The organism is Spirosoma luteum DSM 19990 (assembly GCF_000374065.1).
Lineage (GTDB): Bacteria > Bacteroidota > Bacteroidia > Cytophagales > Spirosomataceae > Spirosoma > Spirosoma luteum.
Genome location: NZ_KB893253.1, coordinates 39,712 through 60,051, shown reverse-complemented (window position 1 = coordinate 60,051; position 20,340 = coordinate 39,712). Strand labels below are relative to the sequence as shown.

Sequence of the window (20,340 nt, the reverse complement as noted above, 5' to 3'; positions counted from 1 at the left end):
ATGAAACTGATGCGTATCAATAAACTGATCATGGGTTTAGCCGTAGTTGCCTGCTCAACCCGGACCATGGCCCAAAACGACCCCATCTTTCCCAAAGGGCAACTAGCAACCACTAAAACCCACGTGGGCGATGTCTGGCTAAGCGAAGTAAGCGGCCCCGACAGCACCTTCACGTTCAGCATTGCACAGGCCATTTTTGCCCCCGGTGCCCGGCTCGACTGGCATTCCCATCCGGGCGGCCAGGTTCTGATGGTCACCGAGGGCGTTGGGTATTACCAGGAACGGGGTAAGCCAAAACAAACTGTACGCAAGGGAGAGGTCATTAAATGTCCGCCCGGAATTGAACATTGGCATGGCGCAACCCCCACCAGTGGCTTTGGCTACCTGGCCACCTCGCCAACCCAGAAAGGAAAAACCATCTGGTTCAAACGGGTGACCGACGAGGAATACGGCCCCACCAAATAAACAGGCAATGTCATTCATAAACCCCAATCGACTATGAACGTACCCAGAACTTATGGACGCGTAAATGCCGCGTTGAAAGCATCCATTATCGGCCTATGCTTCCTGCTGGTAAGCGGGCAAGTGTCCGTCGCTCAGGCGCCTAAAGCGAGTGCGAACACCAGTACAGAGCAGGAAATCATTGCGCTCTCGAAAGATAAATGGCAGTGGATGTCTGACAAGAATGTCGATAAGTTAACGGCTTTATTCGATGACAAATCGATGTTTGTTCACATGGGTGGCAGTTGGGGTAAGAGCCAGGAACTGGACGTCATCAAGAGCGGAAACATCTGGTACAAGAAAGCGACGGTCCATTTAACCACTGTCAACATGATCGGCAATACGGCCATACTGTTGAGCGACCTTGATCTGGTGGCTGTAGTGGGCGGCAATGAAGTGGTCAACCCATTTATGGTGACGGAGGTCTATATCAACCAAAACGGCAAATGGACGATGGGGCAACTCTCGTTCTCCAAGCTGATGAGGCCCGTTAAAAACTAGCAAGGTTCATGTCGTTCGCACCACCAGGAATCGTCGTAAACAACGATCGGGGCAGCTATCTTTTTAACACCTAACAATCAACTACTACATGAAAGTATCAATTCTCGGTTTGTGTTTCCTGCTGATAGGTATACAGGCATCGTTCGCGCAAACATCAACTGCAAGCACCAGTCTGGCTGCCCCCACGAAAGCCGAGCAGGAAATCATTGACCTATCGAAACAGAAATGGCAGTGGATGGCTGATAAGAATGTGGACAAACTAGCTCAGCTCTTCGATGAGAAGTCAAAATTTGTACATATGAGTGGCACCTGGAAAAAGGATGAAGAGCTCAATATCATTAAAACCGGAAGCATTTGGTACAAGCAAGCGGATGTACACGATGTGGCAGTAGAACTGTTTGACAACACGGCCATTATCTGGAGTCGGATTACACTGGTGGCCATGGTTCGGGGCACAGAGGCCAAGACAGAGTTTACCGTTACCGAGGTCTACAAAAAACAAGGACGTTCCTGGAAAATGCTGGCCCTGACATTTAGTAGTGTACGGGATATGCATGTGATCAAGCATTAACGAGGTATCTCGTTTTCTATCTCCCTGTCATTAAGCACCCGAAAAGTTTAGCCACGATCAATCATGCAGCCTATAAATAATCCCAATGCGAATACGGATTCAACCCGTCGCGACATCCTTAAAACCGGTTTGGCATTGGCAGGGGGGGCTTTGTTTGCCCCAGATGCAAAAGCACTTTCGGCCACCGTTTCATCGAGCCAGTCTGCGTCGATTGCACCACACGCCAAACCGGGCCGTCGCAAACTAGGTACGCTGGACGTTTCCAGTATTGGGCTTGGGGTGCAGAATATGAGTCGTACCTATCAAACGACGATCCCCTCCCGCACCCAAATGCACAACATTATCCGAACGGCGTTCGACCGGGGTATTACCCTATTCGATGCCGCCGAGGCATACGGCCCGTTCGAGGTGGAACGTATTCTGGGTGAAGCGCTGGTAGGGATTCGGAATAAAGTGGTTATTGAAACCAAGTTCGGCTGGAACATCGACCAAAAGACCGGTCAGCGTCTTCCCGGTTTGAACAGTCGTCCCGAGCACATCAGGGAGGTCGTAGAAGGTATGTTAAAACGTCTTCGCACCGACCGGATTGATTTATTGTACCAACACCGGGTCGATCCGGCCGTTCCAATTGAAGACGTTGCCGGGGCCATCAAAGACCTGATCAACCAAGGAAAGGTTTTGCACTACGGATTGTCCGAACCCGGACCACAAACCGTACGGCGCGCCCATGCCATTCATCCAGTTACGGCTATTCAGAACGAATACTCGCTTATTTGGCGTGGACCGGAGGCCGTTATCCTTCCGCTCTGTCAGGAGCTTGGTATCGGTTTCGTACCCTGGAGTCCGCTGGGCGTGGGTTTTTTGACCGGCGCTATCGACGCTACTACCCGGTTCGCTCCCGGCGACATTCGCGGAATGGAGTCCCGGTTCTCCCCCGAGAATCTACCTCACAATCTGGCGCTCCTGGACGTGGTAAAAAGCTGGGCTTCTCAGAAGAAAGCGACACCCGCGCAGGTATCGCTGGCCTGGCTGCTGGCCCAGAAACCATGGATTGTGCCGATCCCGGGTACCACTCAGATGGAGCACATGGTCGAAAATATTGGGGCCGCTGATGTCCGGTTCACGGCTGATGAACTCAAACAATTCGATACTCAATTAGCTAGAATCGAAGTTAAGGGGGAGCGTCTGCCGCAAATGGTGCTTGCATTTTCTAATGTGGAAGCACCCCCTAAGAAATAAACGGATACCGCTTCACTGGAGTAAGTTGTACGCAACGGAATGAAACTAACTGCCTTTATGATGAACCTGCGGTGGGCATTTTTCCTCTTGAGCTGGGCTTGTTCGTCCACCCAACAGCAGGAAATTAATACAACAACTACGTCTAGGCTTCCGCCCGGCACATCCATGCCGGGCAAGGTGTTAATCGTGTATTTGTCCCGAACCAATAATACCAGGGCTTTAGCGGAAATCATCCACAAGAAGTTGGGTGGGACATTAGTGGCCCTTGACTTAGTAGCTCCCTATCCGGCCAACTACCAGACGACAGTTCAACAGGTAGCGCGTGAAAACGAGACTGGTTTCCTGCCCCCACTAAAAACAAAAATCGATAGCATCCAAAGGTATGATATTGTGTTTGTGGGCTTCCCGACCTGGGGTATGCAGTTGCCCCCGCCTATGAAAAGCTTTTTGCGTCAGTATAATCTGACTGGGAAAACGGTCATTCCGTTTAACAGTAATGGTGGGTATGGTATTGGCAGTACGTTCCAAACAGTGAAGGAACTGTGTCCAAAGAGCCATGTACTGGAAGGCTTTACCATGCGAGGTGGATCAGAACGCGATGGCCAACTGCTGGTTATCCAGGGTGATAGGGCCCAAGAAGCCGAAAGAGCCATACAGAATTGGTTGCGTACAATTAACCTATTGAAATAAATCAACTTGAATGGAAACAAGATCATTAGGGACTAGTGGACTGACCGTGTCCGCCCTAGGCCTGGGCTGCATGGGCTTAAGTTATGGTTACGGGCCTGCAACCGACAAGCAGAATGCTATTAACTTATTGCGGGCTGCATTCGACAGAGGCATTACCTTTTTCGATACGGCGGAGGCCTATGGTCCATTTGCCAACGAAGAATTGGTCGGTGAAGCCCTGCAACCCTTCCGGGACCAGGTGGTGATTGCCACTAAATTCGGGTTTGAGCAGGGAGATTCTACCAAAGGGCTGGACAGCCGCCCCGAACGCATCCGCCAGGTGGCCGAAGAAGCGCTGAAGCGATTACGAACTGACCGGATCGATTTGTTTTATCAGCACCGGGTTGACCCTACTGTGCCGATAGAAGATGTGGCCGGAACGGTCAAAGAACTCATCCAGGAAGGTAAAGTAAAGCACTTCGGCATGAGCGAAGCGGGTGTAGAGTCGATTCGTAAAGCCCATGCCGTTCAGCCCCTGGCCGCCTTGCAAAGCGAATACTCGTTATGGTGGCGGGAACCTGAAAAAGAAATTCTGCCAACCTTAGCTGAACTGGGCATTGGTTTTGTTCCGTTTAGTCCGTTGGGTAAAGGGTTTCTAACGGGAAAAATTGACGAAAATACGCAGTTTGACAAGACCGATTTCCGCAATGTGGTACCTCGCTTCTCGGAAGAGAACCGGAAAGCCAACCAAAAGCTGGTTGACTTACTGGGCGACATAGCCAAACAAAAAGCGGCCACACCGGCGCAGATTGCCCTGGCCTGGTTGCTGGCGCAGAAGCCCTGGATTGTTCCAATCCCCGGTACGACCAAGTTGCACCGTCTGGAAGAAAATACGGGAGCCGTGGCCATTGAGCTTTCCACCGACGACATTAGTCAAATAGACACCGCCTTCTCCCAGATTCCGGTTCAGGGGGATCGTTACCCGGCTCAGCTGCAAAAACGAGTGGGTAATTAATAGCCTGCCCGACGAGGCTGGCATCAATGAAATTTTTTCCGGTGCAACCAAGTAAGAACACTAAAACCACTTTCCCCGACCTGTTCAAACGGCTAAGGGATTCGCTTTACCAGTTCTACGTGTTTGTTGTCTCTATCTTCTCAACTACCTATATGCGGATCGCGCTACTATGTATGCTTATCAGTTGGAGTGCCTCCGTTAACCAGCTCTACGCACAAAATCAACCGAGTCAACCAACTACCACTGCCTTGTCGCCGAAGCAGCAAAGCATTGTCTCTATTGCTTCCCTCACCGCGAAGGGCGATCTGCAAAAACTACAAACAGCCTTAACCACCGGTCTGGATGCGGGGCTGACTGTCAACGAAATCAAGGAAGTGCTGGTCCATTTGTATGCCTATTGTGGCTTTCCCAGAAGTATTCGAGGATTACAAACGTTCATGTCGGTGCTGGACGAGCGAAAGAAGCGGGGGATTACCGACAAAATGGGCAGGAAAGCCTCACCGATTACCAGTAGCAAACCCAAGTATGAACGTGGCAAAAAAGTCCTGGAACAACTAAGCGGCCAGCCGGAAACCGGGCCGAAGCGCGGATACTCGGCATTTAGTCCGGAGATCGAGGTGTTTTTGAAAGAGCATCTGTTTGCTGATCTATTCGAGCGGGATGTGCTCAGTTATACTGACCGGGAACTGACGACCATTTCAGTGCTGACCAGTATCGGGGGCGCTGAGCCCATGTTGCAAAGTCACCTGGGCATCTGTTTGCACCTGGGCCTGACCGGACACCAGCTGGAGCAAGTAATGGCGCTGATCGCAACAAACGTCGGCAAATCAGAAGCCGAAGCTGGCCGACTGGTTCTGACGCAGGTTAGAGCCGCAAGGCGCTAAGTATATGTAGATCTAAGTAGGGAACGCTTTTTTCTGGAAATCAATGAATAACAAGGTAATTGGCCTACTGGCTGTAGCATTACTGATCCTACTAATAAGTAGTGAGGTAAGGGCGCAGACTCAACCGGAAACGGTGACGGAAGCGGGCGCTATTTTTCCAAAAGGACGGCGGGCACCAACCAGCAACTTTACCGGCACTGTCTGGGTGCAGCCGTTGATTGAGCCTGACAGCGCGGTCAATATTCCGGTGGGCTACGTGACCTTCGAGCCGGGTGCTCGCTCGTACTGGCATCACCACCCTGGCGGACAGGTACTACTGGCGTTAGGCGGCATTGGGTACTACCAGGAACAAGGAAAGCCCGTTCAAATCCTGAGAAAAGGCGATGCGGTGAAATGTCCACCCAATATACCGCATTGGCACGGGGCTTCGCCGACTAATGAATTTAGGCAGCTTGCCATAACTCCCAACACCACAACAGGGCGGGTGACCTGGTTACAACCAGTAACTGATAAGGAGTACAACAACGTTAAGCAGTAAGTGTAAACTTACCTGATCAAGCGATAGACGGAAGAATACTCCTGTGACTTTGTCAGATAAATCCTTCTGATATTGGACACGGCAAATGGTAAATTTCGTCCAATAAATGAATACACATTGGAGTTTGTTGGACTTTTAATCTACTGTAAATGAGTAGTTAAAGCCAAATTACAGGGTCAATAAAATAGTTCAGTTAAACGTCCGTTTTACTCTTCCCACTGGGAGGGAAATGAATGCCATTGTTCGAGTAAGAAATCGGCTAAGTCGGCACCGGCTTCTCGTTCCTCATCCGTTGCATTATCTTCCAGATAACTGGATACAGTGATCTGAAACCCCTGCCCCAACAGCTCATTCGCCACCCGATTCCAGCGCTCAAACGCACGGCCATCTTTCGACAGGTCAGGAAATAACTCAATTCGTCGGCTACGCAGGGGTGCCAACCGTTCAGCATTCAAATACGACAATGCACCCACGGCCATCCAGACAAAGCCGGGAAAATAAGGCGTACTGATGACCGCCGTTTTGGGTGCTTCGACAATAGCAACCGGCTGATCAACGTCGGCGGTCAACAATTGGGGCAAGCCGAATAGGCAAGGGGATTTTTGTACCTCATTTCGCTCATCCAGATAGGCACTCAACCAGTCAGGATAGGGCTGGTTCAACTCATCACACCGCCTGGCATACGAGGAATGAATCCAGGTGGTCCGGCTTCGCTTCTCGCCCGCCTTTATCACGTATTTAACGGTGTGAAATGTGTCGTCAAACAATTTGATCTGTCCACCCCGTATTCGTTGCCACTCATCAATATACCAGAACACACAGGCTCCCGGCCAGCGTCCGGACGTGCCAATGTTAAACCGTTTTACCAACTCGTCGGCCACTACATCCCCAAAATGACGGCCTAACAGCCTCGCAAACTGATTCCGCTCATAATGGCCCAACGACTGGGTAAACACCGCTTCCGGAATCGTGCAGAGGCTATGTTGAGGGACTGGGATGGGATTTTCAGTTTCTTTTGGCCGCAAAGATTTTGATGATTGGTCAAACACCACATCTACTACCCGTTCGGCCTGCTCAAGTCTGGCTCCTTCCAATTGCATCAGATGAGCAATGATATCCTGTTTGCCGATACCCGCATGCTTCTCTCGGGCCGCCATTGTAAACCAGGCTTTTGGGATTGGACCGATAGATGCCCTGGCTTTAAGCTGATCAAAATAAGACAAACCGGTTGCTCCTTTGTAGTATGGGTTAAGGTGATAGCCACAGTTGATTTCACGGTCGCAACGGCCGTATATGTCGGGCAGGGGTTCGCTTGTTTGCGTATCGATATAGCGACTCAACGTTTTGCGATGTTTGGGACCGCAACTCGGACAATCAGATTTAATGGCCTTTTTGGGTAGCTGATAACGGAACGTGTTGGCAAGCATAGACATAAAACATCAAATTTGTTTCCAACTAACTTTCGGGTTGCGTTTTTTGCAATTTAAACCAAAAGCCGCTCTTTGCGGAACGTAGGGGCCGCAGTCGTACAAGGTTGGCGTTTCGGGGCAGGGGCCCGCTCAAGCTTACCGGCCGCCGTGCTCCAACGCTTTCTTGACTTTCGCTAACTTCTCGGCATCCAGCCCCGCCGGGCGGCCTATGAGTTTGCCCAAACGATCCTCCTAACAAAGAAGTCCGGACCAAATTCTAACCCGGGCTTCTTGCTTCTATCCATACTAAAGCTTGTCAGCCACCACGCCTGATACATTTTGAACAGCGCGTCGACTGTAAATTTTCCTTATCTGCTTAATCGTCGAAATAAACCCGAGGTCAGCAGGGCAGTAATCAATACGCCCCCTATCAAGACTAGTTTATTGGCCTTTGTCAAGGTCCGTTCGGCAATGATCCAGGAGACCGCTAGTGTGTAGCCAATCATCAAAAAGACAAGGGCAACCATGGCAATATAAACGCGCAACGAGTGACCATAAGTCTGGCGCTTCAGGAGAAAAGTTGGTACCATATCAATAGGATTAGTTCTGTACGAATAATAAGTCAAATGTGCCGGACACGTCGATGGGCTTTCCGGGTATTGTACCAATGCCACTTCCATTAAGGGTAGCCTGAAACGTGCCCTGAACGCGGTACAGGTTTGCTGTACCCTGGGTTTTTATCAAGGTGGACTCGGAAATAATTAGGCTGCCTCCCTGAGTGTTATAAATCTGAGGGCCAGGCAACTTCAATACCAGATCGGCAAATTCACCACGCGGAGACGGGGCCTGGGCATTCATAGGATAGGTGCCAGGCGAGACCGTGTTGATAATCGCCAGTGCCCCATTGGCCTGATAATCGTTGGGAACCTGACTACTTTCCTTATAAATCCGGGGTTGGCCAACCGTAAAGTAAGCATTGATATCCCCGGTTGAGATTTGGCCCAATACACCCGAATACGTGTTCGTAGTCGTATTGAGTTGCTCAGGGCCTTCGGCCCGAAGATTAAGTCCACCGCCTGCTACCGTGATGAGCCCAGAACCGGCATATCCAGTTAACGTAGCCGGTACGCGTAGGTAGCTTGGTAACTGCGCCTGGGGATCGGGGTCCTTTTTGCAGGACAGAACACCAGCGGTCATGGCCAATACGCAAATTAGGTTAAGTGCCTTTCTCATTACTATTCCCTTTTCAATGTTAAAACATACTGGCTAGAAACGCAGCAACCCGCCCAAAAGTTGAAACAGACCTAGTTGGCTCGATATTATCCGACTCATTGTTCACTACTTTGGATTCAGTAGCCAACTCAATAATACCCAGCTCGTTAATCGACTCATTGGCTGACTCCTTGACCGGCTCGTCAATGGGGGTTGCCTCAAACTGATCAGCCGAGTAGCAAAGGGGATAAAACGATTGCAATAAACTCTTACTGGGTTCACTCAATGAATGCTCCCGATAAGTTTGTTTTGCTTTAGTACGACCATACTTTATCCAGGTAAATGAACCCACTTCCTTGTGCCACTGATCATCATGCCGAAACCTAGCATAATCATCAGGGATGAGCCACGCCCGGAGTAGTTGTATTGTTTCATCAAATGATTCCTGCATCACCGCAAAATCAAATGGGTTGGGCTTCAGATACAGTTTCCGTTCATTGAGAAACTGGTTAATCAATGGGTTTGACACATTATCGTACCGTTCACAATTCGTGCACTTACCAATGCTTTCCTGAAAGGGTCCGCCTGGCCGGCACTGCTCGGCCGTGCCAAGTCGATCATGACAGGTCTCGCAGTAAAATGTGGTTAATTCGGTTGGGCTTATTGAGCGCAAATGCTGCATGAACAGCTCAACCAACTCATAATTCGTGTCGTTTCTACGATTACTTTTCGTACCATTACTTTTTAGGACCGTACATAATCATATCATTCCGAGGCTGGCTAAGCTCATTGTAACGCGTTTTGGTTTCGGAACTCATGCTGGCACCCAAAGCCGATACCTGCTGGTACAGCTCTGACATGCGAACGTGCAGTTCATCGATGATTTTGATTCGCTCCGCGTCAGTCAGTTTCAGTGTGGGTGAATCATAGTAGTCCGTTGGAATTTGAAATTTATCAACAACTGAACCCACGAGCCCGGCTAAGGCTCCGGCTCCGCCACCACTGGCCAGCCCGGCAATGATGGTTCCAGCACCCGGAATTCCAACCAGTGTACCCACGATATTTCCCAGTAGTGTCAAAGAAGATTTCGTTGTGGCGGCCATCGAAGCCTTCAGGGCTTTTTCAAATTCGGCTTTAGCTGCGTCCACTGCACTTTGAAAGGCCGCTTTCTGATCGGCCGGCAAATTGTCAATATCGGCCTGCGATTTAATATTGAACTGACCCATAATCCCTTGTATGGTTTGGGCAAATGAACCAGCAATATTGTCAGCCGAAGCTGGCGGAGTTATACTGAAAGTAGGCATAGGCGGCAAGGCAATGGGTTTCCCTGACTTAATGACCATCAGCAGTTGATCCTTGATAATTCCCGCTTTCCCAAGGGCGGAATTAAGTTCCTGTATGTATCTATATCCAAATCCATTGCCAGTGCTGGCCGTAAAGCCTGAATTGCCCGCTTCGATTTGACCCGCTTTAGATACGTATTTGGACCGATAGGCGTAAATCCCCTTTTGCATTGTCAGGATCTCATCTACTTTGTAGTAGCCGACTACTCCAGTGGAGACAATAACCCGGGAATTAAGCTGAGCAACTGTAAGCTTATTCATCCGCTCCTGAAGAATGCGAATCAGTTCCAGTTTAGCGGACTGCTCCGTATTGGCATCTCCCGTCAGGGAGATAGTCATATCCTGCCCATCGACACTGGCGCTGATCAGGGAAAGACAAATGAGAAAGGGGAGAAAAAGAGTTTTCATCGGTATACGTGTTAAGCGTTATGGTACAATTTGAAAGGTCAACCGAACGGTATCCGGCTGAGTATAGCCCCGCTCCTGCTGAGCTACTAAAACAATTTGGGACGTGCCTACCGCTTCCGGAGTATACTGCCAGGAGGAAATCCCTAGTGGCAAACTGACGCCGACTTTCTGCAGGACGGGTAACGTCTCGACATCACTACCCTTGTCCAGTCTGCCTAAACCGGCTTGTTGATAGAACTGAAGCTGGTAGCCGTATTTCGAATAATACGAATCGGTCAGTAGCTCCAGTGGCAACGCATAGCGTTGGTGTACTTTCAGGGTAGCACCTGGTGAGGAGGCCTGAAGCCGAATCCGGTAGTTGGCCCGGATGTCTAAAGATTCCGATTGGCAGCCCATGGCCAGCGCAATCAGCGCGAGGTAGATGAGATTTTTCATTTGTAGTCCGAGTCTGCGTCAAGAATGAATTTGATACCTACACCCAGGTTAAAGTGGGTTGGGGTGATGTTGGAGCGAAACAGGTAGTACTCCTGCGCGCGGGCGATCAGGATGGTGCGGCCGGTCAGGATGTACTCCCCTTCGATGGCCAGCGTAGGCCCGACAACCCATTCAGAGCGATTCATTAAACTAGCGCCCTGAACTTCACCCCTATCCTGATTAATGGACTCGTAGCCCCCGGCAACACCTCCACCGACATTGATGACCCAGGAGCGATTGATCAGTCCCATTACCCGGGTAAAGTAGGTTGCCTCACCCAGCCACTGGGAAACCGGCACCAACGCCTTATCATAGGCATAGAATTTCTGATTCAAATGCACCGTGCCTTTCCAGTACGTATTCAGCGATTTGTATTTGCTATACGACAGACTACTGAAGACGCCAAAATTGTCCTGACCGGGCAGCCTGAATCCGTCGACCAGGCCTGCGGACAGCTCTATGGTTGTTTGGCCAGCCTGGTGGATTTGAGCACTGGTTACCGTGGCCAGGCAAAGTAGGCTCATGAGCCAAAGTGTAGTGAATCGGTTTTTCATAAAGGGCGAGCAGTTGCTAATTCATCGGGACCAATTGAAATCGCCAACTGACGACCGCCACTCTCTTCGCCGATCTGCACGACCAGGCGACGGTCTTTTTCCAGCGTCAGCCGTTCGATAGCGATGACTTTGGTTAATTCATCCTGACGGGGGATCACCATCTCACTGGCGTCAAACACTTTGATGGGATCAACCGGCACGTCCTGCGTAGCCGAACTCTCACCGGCTTTCTTCATCTGCATGACGTAGGTGCGCAGGTAGTCAATGCCATAGTCGAGTTTGGAATCATTCTCCATACCCAGTACCACGTACATGACATCATCCTTGTAGAGGATATTCTTCAGGTACATATTCATGCCCTGGGCTTTGTAGCCGATGTGCCGGATCTTCCGACGACTGTGCATGGCCAGTTCGCCCTGCCGGTTCAGGTTGTCTGCTAACCGGGCCTGCGAACCACTGCTTACCTTGGCCGACTTGGACACGTCGCCATCGAGCAACATTTTGGTTAAATCATAGGTCACCGCATCGGGTTGGTCCTTGTAGCTTATCAGAAAGCTGAACAGTCGACCGTCGGCCGTCACTACCGTCAGATTGGTTTCCATAAAGGGATTCTGACTAATCGCCTTCAGACGAAATACGTTACCGGCCTTCTCTACAGCTTCACCGGCAATCTCTTTACTACCCAGATCGGCATACCGAATCTCATAAGGAAAAATAATGTGCGTGGTCTTATTGGTGCTCACCTGAATAGCGTAAGATGGGCGAATGCTAGAATTGGTCATCGGCAGCACGAAGGCCAGTTGTGCCATAGCTGGTTCCGTGGCCAGTGCTAGGCAGAGGGGTAAAATAAAACGCTTTTTCATAGCTTTAGCTTCATCATTTAATGAACTGAAAGGGGTTGTTTTTTAATTTTCTGATTAATTATCAGAACTCAGGTTGCCTATTGCGCTTTAAGAAACAGGTTATACCCAGCCCGGAGCCGGATCGTGGTCTGACGAACAGAAGAAGAGGCACTCATACGAGCCGAGTTGAGAACGGTACTACCTAGCGTACCGATGCCGGGAACCTGAATACCCTGAATAGCCGATGAACGCAACTGCCCACCTACCTGGCTACTGTTACTCAGCCCCGGTACGTTGACACCCATGGAGCCATCCGTATCATAGACATCCAGATCAAGCGGAATGAGCTGGCCACCCAATTGCAGGCTGCGAACGGTCAACCGTAAACGATCATCGGATAGTTGACAAATGGCGTGTAGAATCGTGTTAGCTGGAATCGTAACCCCATCGGCCGTAATCTCCTTCAGTAAGCGGAGCTTCACCTGCTGACCATCCTTGATAGCCTGATCTTCGTGTACCACAACGGGGATCATCCAGGCAATGACTTTCTTCTGTCCATAGTTGCCCCCACTCAGGACCGCGCGGGTTGGCTCTTTACGGGAACCACCCGTTGGCGCCGTCAGGAAGGGGCTTTCTACTTCCGTCACATCAGACAAACGGCTAGCCGTTAGGTTATCACTCACCCGAACCAAAGCCGGTCTCTCGGTCGCCAGAGAGCCATCAGACCCATTCACCGCGTAGGAAGTAAGCGGAGCCGAACGGGGAGCTGATGCCGGCGCGGTACGGCTGCTTTCGTACTGCTGAAGCTGTTGGTCCAGCTGCTGATCGGTGACCGATGCGGTATAGTAGGGACGGCTGCCAGGTGCATTGTAATAGTAGGGATTCCCCCCTTTAGTCCGGGCTGGCCGAGTGGCCGCAATAGCCGCTGCATTGGAAGCTTTGTAGGGCCGGATTCCCGACGACACAGTAGCACTAGCCAGGCTGGAGGCATGGGTAGCTGTTTCCACCCCAGCCGGATTATTCACCGGGATCGCTTTCAAACCCCGAGAAATAGAGTCCTGACGAGTGTTGGTAAAATTGGACAGCATTTGTCCGATTGGTGCTTTGCCGTATCCTGGTCCGTCGACGTCACGTCCATTGATTATTCCATTCTTGGCGTTTGGAACCTGGGCATTGAAACCGCTGGCACCTGCCTTACCGGCAGCGGCTTCCTCCGCAATATATCTCTCCCCTTTTCCACCTCCGAACAGCCAAAATAGAGCAGCTACGAACGGGAGAATAATAACGGGATACATCAGCATGGCTTTTCGATTTCGATAAAAAGCAGCATCGCTATGAGTTGCTGAAATGGCTGTGTTCATTGGGGTAAATCGGTTTGGGTCGAGTACGCTTTTTTCAGACTATCCAATTGACTCTTGTCCTGATGGTAGCGGTATAAGTCGTCTTTGGCTCCCTCAAAGAGTTTCTCCATTGGCTTGATGAGCTGGTCAGGCGTTGCCGCCGACAGAGGCTCTTTTAGCTGCTCGATACCGTTGATCAGCTTATAGATGCCCCCGCCGATTAGGAGAAGTAAACAGGTTAAAACGAGTTGCATTCGGGCGCGATCGGAGAGACTCACCAACCAATCACCTGTACCGAAAATCACACTGACGAGCTTTCTCATTGGCGCAGGCGTTCTTCGATATCGGTATTATCCAGGACAGCAAATTTCTCAATCAGAAAGCCATGCGGGTTGATCTCCGAACGGCTCACGTTCCGCAGGTACCCACTGGTGACCAGCTTACGAACCGTGATATTGGTCAGGCGGATGATTTGCTGCCGGGCAAACGTGCGGAAGTGATAGGGATATTGATTCATATCCAGCTGAATGCTGTCTACTTGGATTTCCTGCGACGCTGACGCCTGAATCAACTGACTATAATAGCCCTGCTCTTTGGTATCCAGATAGAGTCGGGAAACACTCTCATCGGCATAGGGAAGCGCTTCCTTGATGTGCTCTTCAATAGCTTTCGAATCCGGGTCAAGGGTGAAAAACAGTTCATGAAACCGGCGAATATGATCCTTACCCTCTACCGGACGATTTTCCCGCACGTCGTTGCGCAGGGCGGCAATCAGCGACTTTCCCTGCTCGACCACGTAGATGCGACTTTCCGAATCCGTTTTCACCTTGTAGGCAAATCCCAGGGCGGACAGCGTGATGATGCAGAACACCCCCACACTGACGAAGGCCAGTATCCGGATGTTGCGGTAAGAGGTCTCCAGGTTGCGGAGCGACTTAAAAAACGTTTGATCTTGTGCTGCCATGATTAATCAGAATTTTTAGAAATGTTTCTCATGTTGTTATACTCCTGTCTGACGGCTTGCCCGTAATGAGAGCCGTAGTTAGCGGCCGTCTGTCCAACGGCCACCGCTGCACCAACGCCCATCATGGCCGCTCCACCGACGACGCCGGCGACAGCTCCTCCTGCCCTACCCATTCCATTCATTGAATCTCTGGCCATTGGACTCGAAGCGGTGCTCATGGCCCCCATCACCGTAGCGGTCGACAGGTTAGTCATCCGCTGGAGGGCACCCGCCACACCCGAGGAAGAAATGATATAGCCTGAAATAGTCGGGATCGTGAAGTAACAGAGCGTGGCAATGATCATGAAGACCATGTAGATCAGATCCCCACTCTGGGCCTCGTCGGGGACATTGTTGGTTAGTTCCAGATACTGGAGCGTAATGACCTTGCCTTGCAGATAGGAGACAATGGTGCCCAGGATGTTGGCCATTGGAAACCAGAGCGAAATCTGCACGTACCGGGCAATCCACATCAGATGCGAATCCTGAAAGCCCGTGAAGATGGCAATAGCAAAGGCCAGTGGACCAATCACCGTTAGCACGATCAGGAAGAATGCCCGGGTAGTCAGGATCACCAGCCGGGCGGCCAGAAAGAAGGCGTAAAACAGATTCTTCAGAAAGGTGTGAAACCCTTCATTCATATACAGGCGCTGCTTTTCGACCAGCAGTGATAGATAATTCCCGATGGACCAGTTGCTGAGCTCATCCGAACTTTCCTTATCCAGCTTGGCCATTCTTTCCTGAATCTTCTGTTGCCGCAGTTGCTCCAGCTGCTGAATCCGGGTGACCTGAACATCGACCATGTTTTGGGTGACATCCACAACCGGTTTCATCAGCGCATCCAGAAAGTCAGTTACCATGGTAAAGTTGAGGACCAGAAACCCGATAGCGAAGGGCCGCAGAAGGGGAAATACATCGATGGATTCAGCCCGGGCGAAGTGCCCCAACACCCGCATGCCGATGAATAGACCCGCGCCGATGGCCGCAATAGCGGAGGCAACAGCTCCCAAATTGCCCATGCCCTGGAGCACTTCCGTGAACGCGGTTTTAACCGCAGCTTCCATCGACTCAAATGCCCGGTAGAAGTCGTAGTCAACGTAGGTGCCTGCACCAGGTTGTTGTAGTAAAATCATGTCGATACAAAGGGGTTGAAATGAACACGACGAATGGACGTGTCGATTGATTACACTAATTCAGGCTTTCGCCGGGCGTCGGCAAAGTCGACAATGGCTACCTGGATATCACCCCCATTCTGGACCGTGCGACGCTGCACTTCGACCTTTTCTTTTTCCTCCGTGGTGTAGGCCGCGTATTCCTCCAGACTCACCTCAGTAGCGTAGACTTTGGCCCGCGCGCCCAGGGCAATGAACACCTCTTTGTACTTCCGACGGGGATCGTTATCCTTGTTGACTGACAGAATCAACTGCTTCTGTTTTTCGGATAGCCCCAAAAGCTGACGTACCTCCTCAAACCGGTGCTGATACTTGCTTTGATCGAGCAGGATTTTGCAATCGGAGTTGTTGATAATGGCATCCTTAACGATGGTATTACCAATGATATCATCAATCTCCTGGGTGACCACCAGGGCTTCTCCGAAGTGTTTCCGAACCGTTTTAAAGAGGTATTTGATATAGTCAGCCATCGACTCCTTGGCAATGGCTTTCCAGGCCTCCTCGATGACCATCATTTTACGAATCCCCTTCAGCCGGCGCATTTTACTGACGAAGGTTTCCATAATGATCAGGGTCACAATAGGGAACAGGATCGGGTGATCCTTGATGTTGTCCAGTTCGAAGACGACGAAGCGCTTGTTCAGCAGGTCCACGTTCATGTTCGAGTTCAAGAGGTAATCATACTTGCCCCCTTTGTAAAAAGGCTGCATGGTGATGATAAACTGCTCGATGTCGAAATACTTGGCTTCGTACTTCTTTTCTTTCAGGTAAGCCCGGAATCCATCTTCAGCATTGCAGTAGTCGTAGAAGCCGTTGAAACTCACCTCCGTTGCCTTCCCCTTTTTCACCAACTTAATGAACTCCTCCACGGCATCCCCCAGGGCTACCTCTTCCGTTCTGGAGAAGCTTTCGGTTTCCTTTTTCCAGAGCGTGAGTAGCAGGGTGTTGATGGAGGTAATTTTATCAATCGAGTAAAAGCCATCCTCTACGTAGAACGGATTAAACGTGATGGGTTTATCCTCTTCATAGGTCAGGTAAACGCCATCCTTCCCGCGCGTTTTTCGCTGCACCAGATCGCATAGACCGCGGTACGAGTGGCCAACGTCGACGAGTAAGATATGCGTACCCTGTTCATAATACTGGCGTACCAGGTGATTCATAAAAAAGGACTTGCCCGAACCGGATGGTCCAATCACAAACTTATTCCGGTTGGTTACCCATCCTTTCTCCACTGGCTCATCCGACAGATCCACCCAGACTGGTTTACCCTGCCGATCACAGAGCCGGATGCCAAACGGGGAGAGTGACGATTGGTAGGTTGACTCCAGGTTGAAAAAACAGACCGCCTGCTCGGCAAAGGTGTAGAACGTCTCATCGACCGGCAGATCACCGGCATTACCAGGTATCCCCGCCCACAGCAAACGGGCCGCATCCATCGTATTCTGTTTGGGCAAACAGTCCAGCTGAGCAATAGCCGAGGCCGTACGGGCGCGCAGGAAGTCCATCTGTTCCGGCTTTTCGGTCCAGACCATTAAATTGAAATGAGCCCGGCAAACCGTGCGCTGACTCTGGATAGCCTCCTGGATGTAGCGCATGGTCCAGTCCCGGTTGATGCCGTTCTCAGAAGAAAATTGCGAAAGGGAATTCAGGTTACGAGCCGTCTGCTCAAACTCCCTGAGGGCAACCTGGGCATCATCTATGCAGATGTATTGATTGTACACATGGTTGCAGGGTAACATCAGGCCAACGGGCAATACATTGCCGACGGCGAACTGCGTACTATCCGAAGACAAAGGACCGTAACTGGCCATCACGTCCACCGTTTGGGGAAGCGTATCGGCATCCGAAATCGTGAAGCACATCACATCTTTGGAGCCAATCCGGACGCGGCCGTCAATATCCCAATCTTCCAGGATGACTTTCTTACTGCCCTCAGGCTGGAGCCGGAAATAGTTCGGGATAATACCCCGATCCCCTTTCTCACTGACCAGTTCATTATCCGTTAGGCGTTCGGCCCGAATGCCCCCGTCGAGTAAGATCCTCTCGAACTGAGAGACCGTATCAAAAAAAGGTTGGAGCTCACGCTGACTCATCTGCTCACGCGGAACTAGCCGGCGTCGAGTCAACGAGTGCCGGTTACTCTTTTGCTTCTGACGAAACTTAGGCAGCTTGGAAATGTAAAGGTAGCAATGGTGATTCAGGAACGGCCGTTCGACAAAGTGACGCTGAAAAGCCTGCGTCAGAAAGCTGTCATCTCCCTGCTCGAGATCAGTCTGGTACTTCTCCTCGGTAAACCAGTCCTGCTTATGAATGATCGTACCTACGGGCAAAAGCTTGATGGCCTTCACGATAGCACTATGGAGCGTTATATAATCCTCCCGGGCCTGAGTAAAGATTTCGGGTAGATGCAGTCGAAACCCAACGGTAATGTCAGCCATTTTGCTGACCATGCAATTGTTTTCAACGGCCAGCAGCGGCAGGGCGCTTTCTAGACTTCGAGCGTTTAGTTTCACGGAGCAATTGGAATGGTTTGGCTGAAGAGATAATAATGGCCTTTGGTTGATTGCGGGTCGCTTCCAGTTTCAGCAGACCTGACACGCCGTATTTTGCGGAGAGCCGCATGCAGTACCAGATGCCACCTCCGCCAGCGCCCACCACGATGAGCGTGGCCAGGTAGGTGTTTAAACCGAAAAGCCCGTAAAGTGCCAGGGCGAGTAGCAGGCTACCGACAACAATACCCGCTGCCAGATAGAGATAAGTACCCTTTAAACCCCGAAACTCCACGGGCCTTCCGATACCCTTGTTGATCTCCAGCATTAGCCGAAGAACGCCGTTAAGATTGTTCCGACAGCGACCAGGAAGAGGGCCGCACCAAACCAGCTCATGACTGCTTTCTGCGTGTCAGGATCGCCATTGTGAAATTTACTGTACACCCGAACGGCCCCAATCAAACCAATGATCACACCCAGCGCCAGGATAATGGTCTGAGCCGCCGTACCATAGCTACGAATCGTAGTCGCTGTCTGGGTCAATGCCCCCGCTCCGTTACCGGTCGCCTGTGATTGCGCCAGTGAGTTCATGAACATCAGATCGACTATCAGGGCGACCTGCATTGCTACATACTTTGTCCGTTTGAACATGGGTAAAATGTGAAAAATAGAGTTGAAAAAAATAATAAACACCTGTTTTATGCAAATTATGCTTCTAAAGTATGAGTAAATATTTAAATTCAGTCAAAACGATGTTGAAAAATAAGTTCACCAATTTAGCATATTGTATATAAATCCCTAATTGTTAGTCATTTATCTATTTAAAAAAAATTAACTTGTAAAGACAAAAAAGGCTTTACATCTACACAATAGCTATTATAATGTTTATTAATCGGTAAAAACATTCAATGTTTATACATTAAAAGCATTATATGCTTTTAATGATTTACAAATATGTAAATTATGCTACTTTTGCTTTTGATCAACGAAGGGATAATGACAGGGCACCAAAAAAGGCCAGACTAAAAGCCTGACCTTAGGGTACCTGGAGCCGGATACGTTACACGGATTCCGCGAACAACTCATCAAGATAATCCCAACGTCTGATCATGGGTCGAGCAGGTTTACGCGTCGACCGGGACGGTTCATTGACATCTTGGATCAATTGTTTTAAAGCGGGGTCCTGCGTATGTATGGGTGGCCGGGGGGGATTCATCCACAGCGTCACCAGACGATATACGATGAAGCCCAGTGCTATAGGCACCCAGAGCACCGGTTGGATCTGGAATAGAAAGACCAGGCCAGTCAGCAGGAAAGTAGCCCCCCAAAGAACAAAAAAGCGTACGTGCACCTGATTCCAGATGATGAAGCGGGATTGCTGGTAAGTTTGCTTGTTGTAGCCGACGAGGGCAAACAGGAACCCTCTGGCCAGGCCATGCAGGCCTGCACGGGCCAAACTGATAATTAGCCCTTCGGAGAAATAGGCCAACCGCCAGGTCAGCCGGTAGCCGATGAACAGCACACCCGCCATAAAGGCGTAAACAACGAAACTCCAGAAATCAAGCGCGATCAGGTTCATGACTGGAATTAGGTTTAAGCGTTAACGGTTAAAAGCAAAACTATCAAGATGGCCTTGTTGCTGATTGATGATATCCGCAATTCTTGCGGCTGGTTTATCTTCAGCATTGACCGGCGTTACCCTACCCTCTCCATCTTTGGTGAGTCGTTCAGCAGCACTGCGAATCTCATCAATAGACTGCTCCTGGAGGTTTTCGGTTTGAATCAATACGGGCACACCAAGGTGTTCGGGTTGGTCATCAACATCGGGGCCCTGCAATTCATACTCATCCTGATCATAGACCGGTACCGGTTGCTCGGTCCTGGCCTCAGGTTGGGTAGCCTCTGGAGGTGAGGGTAACCATTCGGCGGACTTAGGCTGATCGGTTGTCTGGTAAGGCTCGTCCGAGTAATCATTAACACTGAAGCGCGAAAAAGACGGTTCCTCCTCTTCCTCATCAGCTTGCTGAGCCTCAGTAACCGGGTCTTTTTGCCCCCGGTTACTGATCCATTCCCGGATATCTTCCCGGTAATACCTTATCAGCACGTAGGCGTAATAAGGGATGGCCAGTACCAGGACAATTTTGGCGAAGTCCCACCATGAATATTGGCTGAACAT

25 protein-coding genes are annotated in these 20,340 nt (G+C 50.4%); 8 read left to right on the top strand and 17 right to left on the bottom strand.

The genetic code is table 11. The features are described 5' to 3' along the window. The 8 genes from B156_RS0111185 to B156_RS0111150 all read left to right on the top strand — a co-directional run bounded on the left by B156_RS0111185 (nt 1) and on the right by B156_RS0111150 (nt 5,918). On the top strand, nt 1-465 hold the full coding sequence (locus B156_RS0111185; RefSeq protein ID WP_018619792.1) for a cupin domain-containing protein: 465 nt from the start codon (nt 1-3) through the stop codon (nt 463-465). Nucleotides 466-498: 33 nt separating this feature from the next. After that, nucleotides 499-1,002 carry a nuclear transport factor 2 family protein gene (locus tag B156_RS0111180; protein ID WP_018619791.1) on the top strand — a complete coding sequence of 168 codons (504 nt, stop codon included), beginning with the start codon at nt 499-501 and terminating at the stop codon, nt 1,000-1,002. Nucleotides 1,003-1,090: 88 nt separating this feature from the next. Next, complete coding sequence (locus B156_RS0111175; protein ID WP_018619790.1) at nt 1,091-1,573, top strand: nuclear transport factor 2 family protein; 483 nt, start codon at nt 1,091-1,093, stop codon at nt 1,571-1,573. A gap of 63 nt (nt 1,574-1,636) precedes the next feature. Beyond that, nucleotides 1,637-2,812: an aldo/keto reductase gene (locus B156_RS0111170; RefSeq protein ID WP_018619789.1), complete on the top strand. Its 1,176-nt coding sequence runs from the start codon at nt 1,637-1,639 to the stop codon at nt 2,810-2,812. 39 nt (nt 2,813-2,851) lie between these two features. Further along, the gene (locus B156_RS0111165) at nt 2,852-3,502 is read left to right on the top strand and encodes a flavodoxin family protein (protein ID WP_026260763.1); all 651 of its coding nucleotides are present in this window, start codon (nt 2,852-2,854) and stop codon (nt 3,500-3,502) included. Nucleotides 3,503-3,512: 10 nt separating this feature from the next. Then, the gene (locus B156_RS0111160; protein WP_018619787.1) at nt 3,513-4,496 is read left to right on the top strand and encodes an aldo/keto reductase; all 984 of its coding nucleotides are present in this window, start codon (nt 3,513-3,515) and stop codon (nt 4,494-4,496) included. Between the two features lie 26 nt (nt 4,497-4,522). Continuing rightward, nucleotides 4,523-5,380: a carboxymuconolactone decarboxylase family protein gene (locus B156_RS0111155; RefSeq protein ID WP_018619786.1), complete on the top strand. Its 858-nt coding sequence runs from the start codon at nt 4,523-4,525 to the stop codon at nt 5,378-5,380. Between the two features lie 43 nt (nt 5,381-5,423). Beyond that, entirely contained in the window at nt 5,424-5,918 is a 495-nt protein-coding gene (locus B156_RS0111150; protein ID WP_018619785.1) for a cupin domain-containing protein, read from the top strand. 206 nt (nt 5,919-6,124) lie between these two features. Here the strand turns inward: B156_RS0111150 and B156_RS0111145 are convergent, their stop codons facing one another. The 17 genes from B156_RS0111145 to B156_RS0111065 all read right to left on the bottom strand — a co-directional run bounded on the left by B156_RS0111145 (nt 6,125) and on the right by B156_RS0111065 (nt 20,340). Beyond that, nucleotides 6,125-7,345 (bottom strand): DUF6371 domain-containing protein, encoded by a 1,221-nt coding sequence (locus tag B156_RS0111145; RefSeq protein WP_018619784.1) that lies wholly within the window; start codon nt 7,343-7,345, stop codon nt 6,125-6,127. Nucleotides 7,346-7,695: 350 nt separating this feature from the next. Beyond that, entirely contained in the window at nt 7,696-7,917 is a 222-nt protein-coding gene (locus B156_RS0111140) for a hypothetical protein (RefSeq protein WP_018619783.1), read from the bottom strand. A 10-nt stretch (nt 7,918-7,927) separates the two neighbouring features. After that, complete coding sequence (locus B156_RS0111135; protein ID WP_157627006.1) at nt 7,928-8,560, bottom strand: hypothetical protein; 633 nt, start codon at nt 8,558-8,560, stop codon at nt 7,928-7,930. A gap of 19 nt (nt 8,561-8,579) precedes the next feature. After that, nucleotides 8,580-9,056: a hypothetical protein gene (locus B156_RS0111130; RefSeq protein WP_157627005.1), complete on the bottom strand. Its 477-nt coding sequence runs from the start codon at nt 9,054-9,056 to the stop codon at nt 8,580-8,582. A 220-nt stretch (nt 9,057-9,276) separates the two neighbouring features. Continuing rightward, nucleotides 9,277-10,290, bottom strand: coding sequence for a hypothetical protein (locus tag B156_RS0111125; RefSeq protein ID WP_018619780.1), 1,014 nt, complete (start codon nt 10,288-10,290; stop codon nt 9,277-9,279). 18 nt (nt 10,291-10,308) lie between these two features. Beyond that, on the bottom strand, nt 10,309-10,725 hold the full coding sequence (locus B156_RS0111120) for a hypothetical protein (protein WP_018619779.1): 417 nt from the start codon (nt 10,723-10,725) through the stop codon (nt 10,309-10,311). Further along, nucleotides 10,722-11,318: a conjugal transfer protein TraO gene (locus tag B156_RS0111115; RefSeq protein ID WP_084757707.1), complete on the bottom strand. Its 597-nt coding sequence runs from the start codon at nt 11,316-11,318 to the stop codon at nt 10,722-10,724. Before B156_RS0111115 ends, B156_RS0111120 begins: the two co-directional genes overlap by 4 nt. After that, on the bottom strand, nt 11,315-12,181 hold the full coding sequence (gene traN, locus B156_RS30280; protein WP_018619777.1) for a conjugative transposon protein TraN: 867 nt from the start codon (nt 12,179-12,181) through the stop codon (nt 11,315-11,317). Before traN ends, B156_RS0111115 begins: the two co-directional genes overlap by 4 nt. 77 nt (nt 12,182-12,258) lie before the next feature. Next, a complete protein-coding gene (traM, locus tag B156_RS0111105) occupies nt 12,259-13,521 on the bottom strand; it encodes a conjugative transposon protein TraM (RefSeq protein WP_018619776.1) in 1,263 nt (420 codons plus the stop codon). After that, nucleotides 13,518-13,823: a hypothetical protein gene (locus B156_RS0111100; RefSeq protein ID WP_018619775.1), complete on the bottom strand. Its 306-nt coding sequence runs from the start codon at nt 13,821-13,823 to the stop codon at nt 13,518-13,520. Before B156_RS0111100 ends, traM begins: the two co-directional genes overlap by 4 nt. Further along, nucleotides 13,820-14,464 carry a conjugative transposon protein TraK gene (traK, locus tag B156_RS0111095; RefSeq protein WP_018619774.1) on the bottom strand — a complete coding sequence of 215 codons (645 nt, stop codon included), beginning with the start codon at nt 14,462-14,464 and terminating at the stop codon, nt 13,820-13,822. Before traK ends, B156_RS0111100 begins: the two co-directional genes overlap by 4 nt. 2 nt (nt 14,465-14,466) lie before the next feature. Beyond that, nucleotides 14,467-15,636: a TraJ family protein gene (locus tag B156_RS0111090; RefSeq protein WP_018619773.1), complete on the bottom strand. Its 1,170-nt coding sequence runs from the start codon at nt 15,634-15,636 to the stop codon at nt 14,467-14,469. Between the two features lie 50 nt (nt 15,637-15,686). Beyond that, the gene (locus B156_RS0111085) at nt 15,687-18,188 is read right to left on the bottom strand and encodes a TraG family conjugative transposon ATPase (RefSeq protein ID WP_026260760.1); all 2,502 of its coding nucleotides are present in this window, start codon (nt 18,186-18,188) and stop codon (nt 15,687-15,689) included. Continuing rightward, nucleotides 18,136-18,492: a DUF4133 domain-containing protein gene (locus B156_RS29065; RefSeq protein WP_018619771.1), complete on the bottom strand. Its 357-nt coding sequence runs from the start codon at nt 18,490-18,492 to the stop codon at nt 18,136-18,138. Before B156_RS29065 ends, B156_RS0111085 begins: the two co-directional genes overlap by 53 nt. Then, the gene (locus B156_RS0111075; RefSeq protein WP_086012787.1) at nt 18,492-18,815 is read right to left on the bottom strand and encodes a DUF4134 domain-containing protein; all 324 of its coding nucleotides are present in this window, start codon (nt 18,813-18,815) and stop codon (nt 18,492-18,494) included. Before B156_RS0111075 ends, B156_RS29065 begins: the two co-directional genes overlap by 1 nt. Before the next feature lie 409 nt (nt 18,816-19,224). Further along, on the bottom strand, nt 19,225-19,743 hold the full coding sequence (locus B156_RS0111070) for a hypothetical protein (protein ID WP_018619769.1): 519 nt from the start codon (nt 19,741-19,743) through the stop codon (nt 19,225-19,227). A 21-nt stretch (nt 19,744-19,764) separates the two neighbouring features. Beyond that, nucleotides 19,765-20,340, bottom strand: coding sequence for a hypothetical protein (locus tag B156_RS0111065; protein ID WP_018619768.1), 576 nt, complete (start codon nt 20,338-20,340; stop codon nt 19,765-19,767).